Source organism: Cohnella thailandensis (genome assembly GCF_014212135.1).
Classification (GTDB): Bacteria; Bacillota; Bacilli; order Paenibacillales; family Paenibacillaceae; genus Cohnella; species Cohnella thailandensis.
Window position 1 is genome coordinate 22,952 of sequence record NZ_JACJVQ010000026.1, and the last position, 12,246, is coordinate 35,197.

At 59.6% G+C, this 12,246-nt stretch carries 13 protein-coding genes and 2 pseudogenes; 2 read left to right on the plus strand and 13 right to left on the minus strand.

Features of this window, described 5'->3' with window-relative positions; genetic code table 11:
- Nucleotides 1-13 precede the first annotated feature (13 nt).
- Nucleotides 14-991: a sigma-70 family RNA polymerase sigma factor gene (locus H7B67_RS27735; protein WP_185123147.1), complete on the plus strand. Its 978-nt coding sequence runs from the start codon at nucleotides 14-16 to the stop codon at nucleotides 989-991.
- On the opposite strand, the gene H7B67_RS27740 is transcribed toward H7B67_RS27735, so the two are convergent.
- Entirely contained in the window at nucleotides 982-1,863 is an 882-nt protein-coding gene (locus H7B67_RS27740) for an SDR family oxidoreductase (protein WP_185123148.1), read from the minus strand. The two genes, H7B67_RS27735 and H7B67_RS27740, sit on opposite strands and share 10 nt — an antisense overlap.
- Before the next feature lie 131 nt (nucleotides 1,864-1,994).
- Here H7B67_RS27740 and H7B67_RS27745 point away from each other — a divergent pair, with 131 nt between their 5' ends.
- Complete coding sequence (locus tag H7B67_RS27745) at nucleotides 1,995-3,053, plus strand: helix-turn-helix transcriptional regulator (RefSeq protein ID WP_185123149.1); 1,059 nt, start codon at nucleotides 1,995-1,997, stop codon at nucleotides 3,051-3,053.
- A gap of 96 nt (nucleotides 3,054-3,149) precedes the next feature.
- Here the strand turns inward: H7B67_RS27745 and H7B67_RS27750 are convergent, their stop codons facing one another.
- The 12 genes and pseudogenes from H7B67_RS27750 to H7B67_RS27805 all read right to left on the minus strand — a co-directional run.
- Complete coding sequence (locus H7B67_RS27750; protein ID WP_185123150.1) at nucleotides 3,150-3,695, minus strand: hypothetical protein; 546 nt, start codon at nucleotides 3,693-3,695, stop codon at nucleotides 3,150-3,152.
- 43 nt (nucleotides 3,696-3,738) lie between these two features.
- Nucleotides 3,739-3,966 (minus strand): hypothetical protein, encoded by a 228-nt coding sequence (locus H7B67_RS27755; RefSeq protein WP_185123151.1) that lies wholly within the window; start codon nucleotides 3,964-3,966, stop codon nucleotides 3,739-3,741.
- Nucleotides 3,967-3,982: 16 nt separating this feature from the next.
- Nucleotides 3,983-6,439 (minus strand): stage II sporulation protein E, encoded by a 2,457-nt coding sequence (gene spoIIE / locus H7B67_RS27760; RefSeq protein WP_245364121.1) that lies wholly within the window; start codon nucleotides 6,437-6,439, stop codon nucleotides 3,983-3,985.
- A gap of 606 nt (nucleotides 6,440-7,045) precedes the next feature.
- Nucleotides 7,046-7,483 (minus strand): S1 domain-containing RNA-binding protein, encoded by a 438-nt coding sequence (locus H7B67_RS27765; protein WP_126956963.1) that lies wholly within the window; start codon nucleotides 7,481-7,483, stop codon nucleotides 7,046-7,048.
- A 128-nt stretch (nucleotides 7,484-7,611) separates the two neighbouring features.
- On the minus strand, nucleotides 7,612-7,932 hold the full coding sequence (locus tag H7B67_RS31045; protein ID WP_185123153.1) for a septum formation initiator family protein: 321 nt from the start codon (nucleotides 7,930-7,932) through the stop codon (nucleotides 7,612-7,614).
- Nucleotides 7,933-8,067: 135 nt separating this feature from the next.
- Nucleotides 8,068-8,661 (minus strand): spore cortex biosynthesis protein YabQ, encoded by a 594-nt coding sequence (gene yabQ / locus H7B67_RS27775; RefSeq protein ID WP_185123154.1) that lies wholly within the window; start codon nucleotides 8,659-8,661, stop codon nucleotides 8,068-8,070.
- On the minus strand, nucleotides 8,658-8,939 hold the full coding sequence (gene yabP, locus H7B67_RS27780; RefSeq protein ID WP_185123155.1) for a sporulation protein YabP: 282 nt from the start codon (nucleotides 8,937-8,939) through the stop codon (nucleotides 8,658-8,660). Before yabP ends, yabQ begins: the two co-directional genes overlap by 4 nt.
- Before the next feature lie 54 nt (nucleotides 8,940-8,993).
- Nucleotides 8,994-9,721 (minus strand): annotated as a pseudogene (locus tag H7B67_RS27785) (DNA alkylation repair protein).
- Entirely contained in the window at nucleotides 9,721-9,993 is a 273-nt protein-coding gene (locus H7B67_RS27790; RefSeq protein ID WP_185123156.1) for an RNA-binding S4 domain-containing protein, read from the minus strand. Before H7B67_RS27790 ends, H7B67_RS27785 begins: the two are co-directional and overlap by 1 nt.
- A 3-nt stretch (nucleotides 9,994-9,996) precedes the next feature.
- Complete coding sequence (locus H7B67_RS27795; RefSeq protein WP_185123157.1) at nucleotides 9,997-10,269, minus strand: HU family DNA-binding protein; 273 nt, start codon at nucleotides 10,267-10,269, stop codon at nucleotides 9,997-9,999.
- 195 nt (nucleotides 10,270-10,464) lie between these two features.
- The gene (gene yabN / locus H7B67_RS27800; protein ID WP_185123158.1) at nucleotides 10,465-11,946 is read right to left on the minus strand and encodes a bifunctional methyltransferase/pyrophosphohydrolase YabN; all 1,482 of its coding nucleotides are present in this window, start codon (nucleotides 11,944-11,946) and stop codon (nucleotides 10,465-10,467) included.
- Between the two features lie 35 nt (nucleotides 11,947-11,981).
- Nucleotides 11,982-12,246, minus strand: a pseudogene (locus H7B67_RS27805) (polysaccharide biosynthesis protein); the annotation flags it as partial.

Sequence of the window (12,246 nt, forward strand, 5' to 3'; positions counted from 1 at the left end):
GACGGATGCGTTTATGGACGGGCAGGAAAATCGGGAGCAACAGGTGGAACGGTGGTACCGTACGTGGAGGCCCTATCTGTTCTCGATCGCCTATCGGATGCTCGGTTCCGCGACCGACGCGGAGGACGCGATCCAGGACGTGTTCGTCTCGCTTCAGAGAATCGAGAGGGACGAAGCGGAAGAAATCCGCAACGAGAAAGCCTACCTGGCGAAGCTTATCGTCAATCGCTGCTTGAACCACCTCAAGTCGGCGGGAAGAAGGAAGGAAGACTACGTGGGAGAGTGGCTGCCGATTCCGATCGTCGACCGCTCGGAGCCGTTGCCCGAAGACGCCGCGGAGCGCAAGGAGGACATCTCTTATGCGCTCCTTGTGCTGTTGGAAAGGCTGAATCCGCTCGAGAGGGCGGCGTTCGTCCTGCGGGAAACGATGGACTGCGATTACGCGGAGATCGCCTTGCTGCTGGACAAAAGCGAAACGAATTGCCGCCAACTGGTCAGCCGGGCGAAGCGCAAGCTGGAGACGGATCGCAAGGGAGAGAGGAGCAGCGGGCCGCCGGCCGCCTGGGCTTCGGGATCGGAGCACCCCAAGGAGCTCGAGCTCGTCCGGCGCTTCGTCTCCGCTTTCTCCCGGGGGCAGATCGAGGAATTGGCGTCCTTGCTCACGGAAGACGCGATTCTGCTTATGGACGGAGGCGGCCGCGTTCACGCCGCGATCAATCCGATCTACGGCAGGGAGCGCTCGCTGGCCTTGCTCAAGGCCATGTACTCGAATTCGCTTGCGGGGGCCCGCTTCGAGTATGTCGAGACGAAGGAAGCCGGTCCCTCCATCGCCGCCTGGCGGGAAGACCGGCTCATCGCGCTCCTTATGTTCGACTGGGGTCCGGACAGAGTTGGCGGAGAATCGCTTCGCCGTCTCTTTACGATCTATAACCCCGATAAGCTTAAATTGCTCGGGTTGGCGCCGCCGGCCGAAGCCGGCGCTCAATCGTAGAAGCCTTTCTCCTTCGCGTATCTACCCCAATGAGGCCGCCTTCCGTCGATGTCGGAGAATCCGTACTCCTCGGACAAATCCCAGGAGGTCAGGGCCTTCCCCGACTTCGACGCCACGGCGGGATCCGCGGCCAGCTCCGCGATAGCCCGCCCGACGAAATAAGGAGTTTCCGACATGATGAAGTTCGGATCGACCCGGACGCCGTCTTCCCAATTCTCCTCGCTCACGCCGAAGTGGTCCAGCATCGCTTCCGACCGCAGAAAGCCCGGCGTAACGGCTACCGCCGACACGCCCGTTCCCGCGAGATCGGCCGCCATAGCCTCGGCTAGATGAATCGCCGATATTTTCGCCAGACTGTAATAGAGGTTGCCGCGGTACCGGTAATCCCAGCCGTCCGTTACTTCCACGATAAGCCCGCTTCCTCTTGCGATGAGCAAAGGGGCGGCATGCCAGCTGTTGATCATGTGCGTCATGACGGCACGCTTCTGAATGAGCAGGCCGTTGCCCAGGTCGTGCTCCCAGAACTTCTTGTTCCAGTCCGAGAGGGGATCGCCGCCCCAGATATCGTTGACCAACAGGTCCAGACGGCCTGCCTGCTCCGCGGCCACGCGCTCGAACAGCTTTACGACCTGCGCCTCCTCGGTGTGATCGACCCGGACCGCGATTCCCGTTCCTCCCTTGGCCGTCACTCTCTCCGCCGTCTCCTCGATCGTCTCGCTCCTCCCTATATCCGACAGACCCTCGCGCGAGCTTCTTCCCGTGCAGTAGACGATCGCCCCCGCTTCGCCCAGCGTCTCGGCTATCGCTCTCCCCGCTCCGCGGGTAGCTCCGGCCACGACCGCCACTTTGCCTTCCAATGCCTTCGGCTTCATGCTTCCATCTCCTCCATTCAATTAATTCTGCTTAATCATACCCGCCCGAATACGACATCCGCTGTCCTATTTAAAGTGCTACAATGAGAAAAAAACGAAGACGATTGAAGCCGAAACGAGGAGGAATGCGGATGAGAGCCGACCGGCTATTGGCGATACTGCTGATCCTTCAGACGAATGGAAAGGCGACGGTTCGAGAGCTCGCCGAGCGGCTGGAGGTGTCCGAGCGCACGATCCAGCGGGACATGGAAGCTCTCTGCGTCAGCGGCATTCCGCTCTCCGCCGAACGCGGAGCCAACGGAGGCTGGACGCTGCCCGAAGGCTACCGGACGAAGTTGACGGGGCTAACCTCGGACGAGATCCAAGCTCTGCTCGTCCTTCAGACCTCCAGTATCGTACGAGAGCTTGCCATGGAAGGGGCGGGCAGCTCGGCCCTCTCCAAGCTTCTATCCGCGTTGCCCGTCGCGACTCGCACGGAGGCGGAATGGATTCGGCAGAGGCTGCATATCGACGTTCAAGGCTGGCATGAACCGCGGTCGTACTCTCCCTATCTTCCGGTCGTTCAGCAGGCGGTATGGGAAGAGCGCAAGCTCCGGCTCCGGTACGACTCCGCCGCCGAAGGCAAGCGGGAGGCGGATCAGATCGTTTGTCCATGGGGTCTCGTGGCGAAGCTCAACACCTGGTACTTCGTCGCCTCCCCCGAAGTCCCCGAAGCTCCGGAGTCAAGCTCCGGAGAGGAAGGGCTGCGCACGTATCGCGTCTCGCGGCTCCTGGACGCGGAGCTTCTGGACGAACGCTTCGAGGTACCGGAAGGCTTCGATCTGGCTCGGTGGTGGGAACGGTCCACCGCCCGGTTCAAGGAATCGCTGCCTTGGTATCCTTCGGTCGTCCGGATTCGAACGGAAGCCTGGAAGCGATTCGCCGGGGAGCGTTACGTCCGCATCCGCCGTCATAGCCTGGGAGAGGACGGATGGGTCGAAGCGGAAGCGGACTTCCATACGCTGAATTCGGCGCACGATCTGCTGCTCGGTTACGGCTCCTCCGCTTTGGCCGTCCGTCCGGAGGAGCTGGCGGAGGCGATTCGCCGGACCGTCGCCGGCCTCTCCCGGATGTACGGTCTCCCGGAGGGCGGCGCAGGCTCCGCCCCTTACGGCGTCGGCGTTTCTGAGCGAAGGGGAGAAGAGGCATAGGTATTGCGTAAAGCGGATTGCGGACAGACCAAACAGACCGCGAATGGGCGGTCTGGCGGTCTTCTCTATTCGTAAAGGATGTCTTCTTCCGAGCCGTTAAGCCGGCTCCTCGTCGCCGATCGCCTGCCTCATAGGGGAAGCTGGCCGCCAATAATCGATTAAGGGACCGTCCGCTCCGTGCACCGGGTCGGTGTCCGGCAGGGGCACCCGCGCGATCTCCGCGCGCGCAAGCGCCCTCTCTCCGTCCTCGGACGTCCATAGGTTCCATTTCATCCCGCGGGGATACGCCCCGACCACCCGGAAGTCGGCGCTCGCCGAGATCCTCTTATGGCCTGTTCCCGCGGGGAGCGCCAGCACGTCTCCCGGCCGAAGCTCCACGTCATACCCGTTCCCGCCCCCGAGCCTCAGAACCGCCCATCCTTGAACGACTCCAAGCGCTTCGTGGACATTCGTATGAAAATGATGGTAGTCGTACACCCCTCCAGTCCAACTGTTGCGCCAATCATGACGATTGAATACGCCTTCGATTCGGCTCGTATTGCCCTTGAACGCGCCTTCGTACAAGATCACCGGCAGCACGGGGTTGTTCGGTGCCTTACTGTCCTCCTTGAAGCTCATAATGATAACGTCCCTCATGCTCATCGGTTCTCCCTCCTAGTCGTTAACCGCCTCCCAGACAATTGTATTACGGCCCCCGTGTCAGAATGCTGCCCTGACGGCCGATTCCGCCGAAAATCTGCCGATGCCCGTTCCGCCGTCCGGCTTGCCCGGCTCTCCGCGAACCTCCCGCTTGCATGCTTCTCCGCCATGTCCGTTCCATTTTCCTCCGTCTCGCGTCCGGGACCGGTTGCCTTGCCGGAATCAGGCTTGCGTCCATCCTCGTGCCTATATAAGCATCTACGCTCGGTTCCATTCTCCGATGCCTCATTTTAGCTCACCGTCCTAGGTCGCTCTTGGCGATTGATGCCCGGCCAGCGGAAGGATGCCCATTCGGGCTGGTGCCGGGTAATGCGCGTGACGACTACCGTCATATCGTCGCGGATGCCTCCGCCCCCCGGATATTGGCGAAGCGCCGTATCCAGCAGCGTGTCGGCCAGCTCCTGCGGATCGTCCGTCGATATCTCCTGAAGCACCCTCTTGACCCACAGCTCTTTGTTGATGGCATGTCCCGGAGCGTCCAGGATCCCGTCGGTCATCATGATCAACGTATCCCCCGGCTGCAGCTCTACCTGCAGAACGTCGATCTCGATGTCATGCAGAATTCCGATCGGCAGATTGCCCGCCGACACCGGAATGACCTCCTTCCCTCGTTTGATGAAGCTCGGCGTGGAGCCGATCTTCAGCATCGTCGCCTGCGCGGTATGCAGATCGATCAGCGCCAGATCGACCGTCGCGAACATCTCCTCCGGAGAGCGCAGCAGCAGAACGGAATTGACCGACTTCACCGCCAGACGCTCGTTGATGCCGGATTGCAGCAGCTGCTCCAGCATGTGAAGCGCCGCGCTGCTCTCCATTCTCGCTCTTGATCCATTCCCCATTCCGTCGCTGAGCGACACGGCGAACTTCCCGCTCCCGAGCTCGACCATGCTGAAGCTGTCTCCCGACAGCCATCCCCCGTCCTTGGCCGCTCCCGCGACTCCCGTCTCGACCTCGAACGCCTTCGCCGATGCGAAGGTGACCGTCGTCCGGTCTCCGCCCGGAGAGTCGGTTCTCTCGCTGGTCACGGCAATGCTCTCGCCAAGGATATCGCTCAGCAGGGGAGCGATAATTTTCCGGCTCTCGTCGAAGCCCGGACGGAACGAATGGACGAGCTCGATCTCGATATGTCCCTCCTCCAGACTGATAATATCGACGCTGATAATGTCCAGGCCTAACTTATCCAATTCCTCTCTGATTTGCTCGTCGTGGCGAACAAGCTCCTTCGCCTCGCGGCGGATCTCTTTGACGAGATCGTCCATCACCTGCGACACGCCGGACAGCTGATCGGCCACGAGCAGGCGGCTGTCCTGCAGCTGCTTGTGCCAATGCAGGTCGTGGCGGTACAGGTCGTATTGCCTCTTCAACACCTCCAGCACTTGCGGGGTTTTGACGCAATGCCGAGCCCACGCTTTGGGAATCTTCGAAGGAGACAGGTCCGGCTCGGCCTCGATGGCGCTCATCATATCGGTCATCAGCTTGTACGTCTGGAAGAACTGGTTGTCCCAGCATTGGCCGAACCGATGGCAGCCCTTGCAGCTGTTCTCGTGCACAGCGCTGACGAAGTGGTCGAAGTCCTGGCTCTGGCGGGCCGCGTCCCCCGCGTAGGTGATCTGGCGGAAGCTTCGGGAGAGCTGGCGGAACACTTCCGAGAAGCGCTCGACGCGCTCCGCGGTCAGGTCCCTCACCTTCTTCGCGTAATCTTGCTGATTGCGTGCATAATCCGCGGTACCCGGAACATATCTTGCTATATATTGAACGAGCGTGCGCGGAGTCGCGAGCAGCAGGGCCGACGCGGCGACCGTCGCCCATACCGATAACATGGTGTCCTCCGCCCGGCCCGAGTATAACGCGAGCATCGACGTTCCCAGCAGCATGCCGAACACGGTCGCGGCCTTGCCTCCTTCCCGGATCAACCCGGCAAGCAGGCCCCCGAAGGCGAGCATTCCGATCTGGCTCACGAGGCCGAGGTCGGAGAGGCTCAGCACGATTCCGGCCACGACTCCCGCCACGCAGCCCATGAGCGGTCCGCCCGCCAACGCGAACAACAGCACGATGTACCGCGAGAACGCCTGGTCGACCCCTACCCCGTAGACCGTCCAGCCGACGAGCCCCGTCATGACCGAGGCGAGCAGGATCATCGCGCCGATCCATTCCTCGTGACGAAGGCCGACCCTTCGGTTTTTCTTCGAGAGAACCGGTATGGCATGAAGCAGCAGCAGGGTCAGCACCGTGGACAAGGCGGCCTCTACCGCCGTAAGTACGTAAGGAAGCCATTCCTTCGAGTCCGTCATCACGGTGTAGAACAACCGGACAAGCAGGGTCGCCGTGAATACGACGATCGGAGCGTGAGCGATCTCCGCCCGTTCGTACGCCTCCAGTCCCCTATAGAGCAAATACACGATCGCGATCTCCGCGCAGACGATCGCCGGCGAAGGATCCGTCGACCAGAAGCTTCCGGCGATCGAGGCAAGCGCGGCCCAAGCCGCATATTCCCTTCGCTTGTAGAGGACGACGGCATAGAAGGCGACGGCGAAGGGGGCCATTCCTTCCAACATGACCGCCTTGCCTAGAAGGAAGCCGATCAGGATAACGCCAAACAACCAAAGTTTCTGGCCGAGCCATTCCATGCAAGCAGCCCAGGTTCCTCTCCAGCCCCTTGTTTTGGGGTTCTCTTTTCTAGAATTCATCGGCTCTCGTCCCCTTGCCCCGAACCATCGCCTTCTCTTCTTGCTGCTTCCTTGCGTAGAATCCGGCTGCGTACGGGGGATAAACGGAACGACGGACGGCTTGACCATGAATGCGCACCTCTTCTTCCTTGTTTGAGTGTGCCTCTAATTATAGGAGGGGCATTTATGAAAGTTTGTCAGAAGCCGTTGCCTGTCCAGAAGTTTTTTCCGACAGGCTCCCCGCCAAGGGGACGACGCTATTCGGGAACGGCCGCGAACCCTTGCCCGACAAGGGCTGTCCCTGCCCTGCCCGCCGTTCGCGACCCTATCCCGGCGGCTTAATCTGTCGGCATTATGTCCGATTCCGACAGCAGAACTCGCTCCGTTTAAAACGTTTGCAACACTGTCGGTGCCGGAAGAACGCGAAAACTCTCCCCGCCGAACGATCTATTTTTTGAACCGGGACCGCTTGGATTCTCCTGCCGGGCAGGCCGGACAAGCCGAACAAGCCAGGCAAGCCGGACATGCTGAACATGCTGAACAATCCGAACAAGCCGGATACAAAAAAAATCCGAGCCCCATCGAGGGCTCGGACTTCAACCAATCTATATCGAAAGGGGTCGCGGTTTAGGAACGGCGTCCGCCGCGGCCTCCCCTCTTGGATTCGGTATTCTTCTTATAGCTGGACAATCTCTCTTCGCTGTCCTTAAGGAATCTGGATAACTTGTCGTCGAAAGTCGCTCTGCCGGCGCCACTCGGTTTGAAGGGACGACCGCCTCGATCGCCGCGCGGTCCACGTGGGGGCTGCTGCTGCTGCAATTCCGGAGGCTTATCCACCGCTTGACGAATGGAAAGTCCTATCTTGCCGTCCTTGTCCACGTTAATTACTTTGACAGTGACGACATCGTTAATCTTGAGATGTTCATGAACGTCCTTGACATAGCTATCGGCAATTTCGGAGATATGAACGAGTCCCGTAACGCCCCCCGATAAATCTACGAATGCTCCGAAATGCGTAATGCCAGTGACCTTACCCTCCAATTTGGAGCCCACTTCAATGGCCATAAAAACCGATGTTCCTCCCTGAACATAAGTGTGCCGAGCAGATTATAAGTCCGGCTATGCCGATTATAACCGATCGAGAAAAGCAAGGTCAACAGACGCTAGCCCCCGCCAAAGCCCGTCTTGAGGGCTTAAGGCGCGGAATTCTCCATCTGTATCGATTTCTCTCCCGGGAGACCCATCCCTTGTTCCTTGCGGGCGATCTGCCCGATGTACTCCGGATCGTTAAGGCGGGCAACCTCCTGCTTGAGTGCCACGTTCTTCGCTTGCGCATCGGAGAGCTGCTTCTTCGCTTCGATCAGCTGCACGTTCCGATCCGCAGCCTGATTGTACTGCATGAACAAGGTGTAGATCGCCCAGCTCATGAACAGGACGACTACCGCCAAGAGAAGCTTAAGCCTTCGACGCGCACCGACCGATGCATTCGAAGCTGCTGCCGTATTCGATGCCACGTTCCTAGCCCTCCCTCTTGTCCAAGTTCGCCGCATGGATGTCCGTAAAACCCTTGTAGTGTAAATAGTATATCACGATTTTCATTTTGAAAATATCCTTCTTGCGTCGCACTTCCGGTTCGAATGTTGTCGATATTAGGGCTTGCGTCTGAATACGTCCAGGACCTGGCGCCATTTATCGCGCGCCTTGCGAGCCGTCCGCCCGACAGGGCTTAATAATCTGCGGACGGGCAGAAGCCGCTCCCAGGTCCAGCGCCCGAGCCCGGCGAACGGCTTGGAGAGCAGACGGAACGTCCATAGCAGGATGGCCGCCGTCACGATAAATAGGATCTCCAGAACGCGGGCGAGCGCGCGAACGATCCAGATTAACGGAACGACGAGCAGTATCCGGAACGTTCTCCACAGCGCGTTCAGCACGTTCTGCGCCATGCGGAACACGAACCGGATCGCCTTCAGAGCCGTCGGGCTCAGCAGCCCGAAATAACCCGTGATCCCGATTCCGATTCCGAGGAACACGTATAGGCGGACTTCCCCGAAGTTCTTGTGAAGCAAAGTATGGAAGACGAGCAACGTCGCCAGGAACCAGTATACGATATCGAAGCCGGGAATCATCCAGCGGCTTACCGAGAAGCGGTGGCAGGCCACCCGGTACACGTCGAAGAAAGCGCCCATGGCGAGTCCGCAAAGAAGCATGGCGCCGATCGTATTCCAATGCATCGCGGCGTTCACTTGAATAACTTCCCGAACAGCCCCTTGGACTTCGCGGCCGTATTCCCGTCTAAGTAAACCAGAGAGTGAATGAGCCCTTCGATCGTTACCATTCCCTGCTCCAGGCTAAGATTCTTCATGTGGAGGTTCTGTCCTCGCACCGTGAGAAATCCGCACTCCGTCTCCAGCAGAAATTCTTCGTTGTCGAAGCTTTCGACGTTGCTCACGCCCGTGATATCCATGATCTTGCGGTTAAGCATCCGGATCTCCTGCCGCTTCGCGTTCTTCCCTTGCTCCATGGCACGTCCCCTCCTTATGAGACTAGCATATGGACGGCCGTCGGGAATTAGAACTTAGGTGACGCTTCCGATGTGCTTCAGGGCTTCTCTGACGCTTAGAGGAGAGAGCTTCGTGCCTGCGACGAAGTCCCGGACCGCCCTCGGGTCGGACTTCGCGTATTCCCGGAGCGCCCAGCCGATCGCCGCAGCCACAGGTTATCGGATGAGATCCACAGGGGTATACGCTCTCGAGCCAGCCCGGGACGGCTCAGGAACAGCCGGCCCGCCAGCTTGGAGGCAAGGAGGTCCACCGTATCCCACCAGGACTTCGACGAGATCAGCTTCTCGTAGAGAGAGACGAACGAGGGATCGGCCTGCTTCATCCTCTTCTCCAGCAGCACGATCGCCGTATAGTGGAATTCCCGCTCGGGCAGCTCCCATAACGCCTCAGCGACGCTCCTCAGCTCGTCTCCGGCCGGAACGCCGCGCTCCGCCAGGAAATCCCGAGTCAGAGCCAGACGCTCCGGCTGCTTGAGGCCGAGGAACGGGAACTGTCCTTTCATATAATTTTCCATCGCGTCCGCCGCCTCGGGCCTGGCATGCTTCCGGAAGAAGAGCTCGAGCGAGCGGACATAGCCGGAAGCGAATGACGGATCGGCCGGGCCTTTGGCGGCGAATCCGGCAGGTGCAGCAAAATCGTTGGGCTCGTGCGTCATGTTCCTCTCTCCTTTTGCAGGCATCGTCAAAAAAAAAAGCCCGCCTCCAAGCAGCCATCGGCTGGCTTGAGCGAGCTTTCTTTCCATTAGAGCAAAGGTTCGGACTTACGGGTTTCTTCCTTCAGGATCGTGTACATCCCTTCCGCGTCTTCCTTCTTCGCCGATTCCGCCGTACGCTCGATCCTGACGGTCAGAATTTTCTGGCCGAAGCCGATCTCGAGCGTATCTCCGACTTTGACGACGGTTCCCGGTTTAGCTTCCCTTCCGTTGAGAAGGACGCGCCCTTGATCGGACACGTCCTTCGCAACGGTGCGGCGCTTGATGAGGCGCGACACCTTCAGGTATTTATCAAGACGCATCTATTACTTAACGGCTTCCTTCAGCTTGTTGCCGGCTTTGAACGCAGGAACCTTGGAAGCTGCGATCTCGATCGTGTTGCCCGTTTGCGGGTTGCGGCCTACGCGGCCGGAGCGGCTGCGGGTTTCGAACGTGCCGAAGCCGATCAGTTGAACCTTGTCGCCCTTAGCAAGCGCGTCGGAAACTTCGCCCAGGAAGCCGTTCAGAACGGATTCTACATCCTTCTTCGTCAATCCGCTCTTCTCGGCGATGTTGTTGATCAGGTCAGTCTTGTTCATAATAAAAATTCCTCCCAAAAAGATTGTTTTAAATGTGGGCCCAAGCGCCCTCTAGGCGCATGGAAAGTCAGGCTTGCAGTAACACGATGAATAGTATTCTGTCCTCTGTTAAAAAAATCCTGCCTTATTCGCAAAAAATTTCGCGAAATATGATGAAATGCCTAGGATTGTGCGGAATCGAGGCCAAATCGCCGGTTATTTAAGGCTTTTGGCCTGCTGCCACCAATCTTCCATCTCTGTTAAATCAGTCTCGTCAAAGGAACGCTCTCTTATACGTAATTGCTCCTCAATATATTGAAATCGAGAGGAGAATTTGCGATTCGTGCCGGCGAGCGCTTCTTCCGGGTCGGCCTTGAGAAACCGGGAGATATTGACGACCGCGAACAACAGGTCGCCCAGCTCTTCCTTCTGACGTTCGCGAGACTCGTCCGAGATGGCTTTCTTCAGCTCCGCGAGCTCTTCCTCTACCTTCCCGAACACGCCGGTCAGATCGGGCCAATCGAAGCCGACGGAGGCCGCCTTCTTCTGAATTTTGTACGATCTCGGCAGAGCGGGAAGATCCTTCGGAATTCCATCCAGCAGGGATTGCCGCTTCGCGGCTCCCTTGCGCCGTTTCTCCTCCGCCTTCATCGCTTCCCAGTTGCGCAACGCTTCCTCGGCATCCTGCGCGTTCTCGCCTCCGAAGACGTGAGGATGGCGGAAGATCAGCTTGTCGTTCAGCTCCGCGAGCACGTCGAAGACGTCGAACGCCCCAAGCTCCTCCTCCATCTGGCTATGCAGCAGCACTTGGAGGATGACGTCGCCGAATTCCTCGCGCATGCCGTCCGGATCGTCGTTGTCGATCGCTTCGATCGCTTCGTAAGTCTCCTCGATGAAGTTCTTGCGGATCGAGGCATGCGTTTGCTCGCGATCCCAAGGGCAGCCTTCCGGACTGCGAAGGATCGAGACGATCTCGTGCAGGCGCTCGAACGAATGACGGCGGAGGCCCGGATCCTCGCTCGCGGGAATATAAACGAGCGTCAGGTTGCCGTAGCTATCGAGCCTGTCCAGCTCGTGAAGAGCGATCCGGCGAATCCGCTCCTCGCCGGGTACGCCCAGGGACTGCCCTACGACGATAGGGTGCTCGTCGGGATAGACGCCCATCAGGCTCAGCTTCACGTCGGAGGCGGTGAACTCGTCGTACACTTGCCCGATGACGGTATGAAGCCGCGGACGCAGATGCTCGCGACGCAGCTCGGAAGCGTCAAGAAGCTGGAACCCCTCGATCGGATCGAACCCGAGCCGCACGAAGGCTTGGTCAAGGAAGCTCTCTCCCCCGAGCACCTCCAGATCGATGCCCCTGTCCCGCGTTCGGCCGCGGAGCAGCTGAACCGTGCGTTCGGCGACCATCGGATGCCCGGGAACGGCGTAAATAATCCTATCAGATGGATGCTCTTCTGCCAAGTTCAGCAGCTTGTCCGCGATCGCTTCGTACACTTCTTCGAAGGCGTCATGGCTCTGGTAGAGCGTATCGAACGACTCGAAAGCGATGCCGCGAGCGGCCAAATCGGCGATGGCCGGGTGGTCGGCGGTGCGGGCGTACCTGTGGGAGGAGCTCTCCAGCCGCTTCAGGATGCCGAGCGTTAATTGGTCTTCGCCGCCGGAGCCAAGCCCGACGATAGTAATGGAGGGGGACATCGTCCATCATCCTTCCCGTTGTTTTATTGCTGATCTTATTCGCGATTCGCCCGCAGGCGAAGAAGCAGCCGGTCGATTCGCGAGCCGGCCCCGCAGCCGGGGAGCGCCCGCCATTCGCGCGGAGCTAAGGCGCCCGTGGCGACAAGCGCCGCGGCGAAGACGACCGCGCCGGCCGCGATGCACGGCAGCGCGGTCAGGAGCGCGCCCGCGCGAGGCGGAACGCCGCGCGTCAGGGAGCCCAGCAGCGCCGCGAGCAGGGCGACGGCCGCCGCCATGGCGGCCAGGGCCGGCGCGAGGCGC

Coding starts and splice junctions, on each gene's coding strand:
- H7B67_RS27735 (WP_185123147.1), top strand. CDS start 14: ATGGACGGGCAGGAAAATCGGGAGCAACAGGTGGAACGGTGGTACCGT.
- H7B67_RS27740 (WP_185123148.1), bottom strand. CDS start 1,863: ATGAAGCCGAAGGCATTGGAAGGCAAAGTGGCGGTCGTGGCCGGAGCT.
- H7B67_RS27745 (WP_185123149.1), top strand. CDS start 1,995: ATGAGAGCCGACCGGCTATTGGCGATACTGCTGATCCTTCAGACGAAT.
- H7B67_RS27750 (WP_185123150.1), bottom strand. CDS start 3,695: ATGAGCATGAGGGACGTTATCATTATGAGCTTCAAGGAGGACAGTAAG.
- H7B67_RS27755 (WP_185123151.1), bottom strand. CDS start 3,966: ATGGAACCGAGCGTAGATGCTTATATAGGCACGAGGATGGACGCAAGC.
- spoIIE (WP_245364121.1), bottom strand. CDS start 6,439: ATGAATTCTAGAAAAGAGAACCCCAAAACAAGGGGCTGGAGAGGAACC.
- H7B67_RS27765 (WP_126956963.1), bottom strand. CDS start 7,483: ATGGCCATTGAAGTGGGCTCCAAATTGGAGGGTAAGGTCACTGGCATT.
- yabP (WP_185123155.1), bottom strand. CDS start 8,939: ATGGAGCAAGGGAAGAACGCGAAGCGGCAGGAGATCCGGATGCTTAAC.
- H7B67_RS27790 (WP_185123156.1), bottom strand. CDS start 9,993: ATGCGTCTTGATAAATACCTGAAGGTGTCGCGCCTCATCAAGCGCCGC.
- H7B67_RS27795 (WP_185123157.1), bottom strand. CDS start 10,269: ATGAACAAGACTGACCTGATCAACAACATCGCCGAGAAGAGCGGATTG.
- yabN (WP_185123158.1), bottom strand. CDS start 11,946: ATGTCCCCCTCCATTACTATCGTCGGGCTTGGCTCCGGCGGCGAAGAC.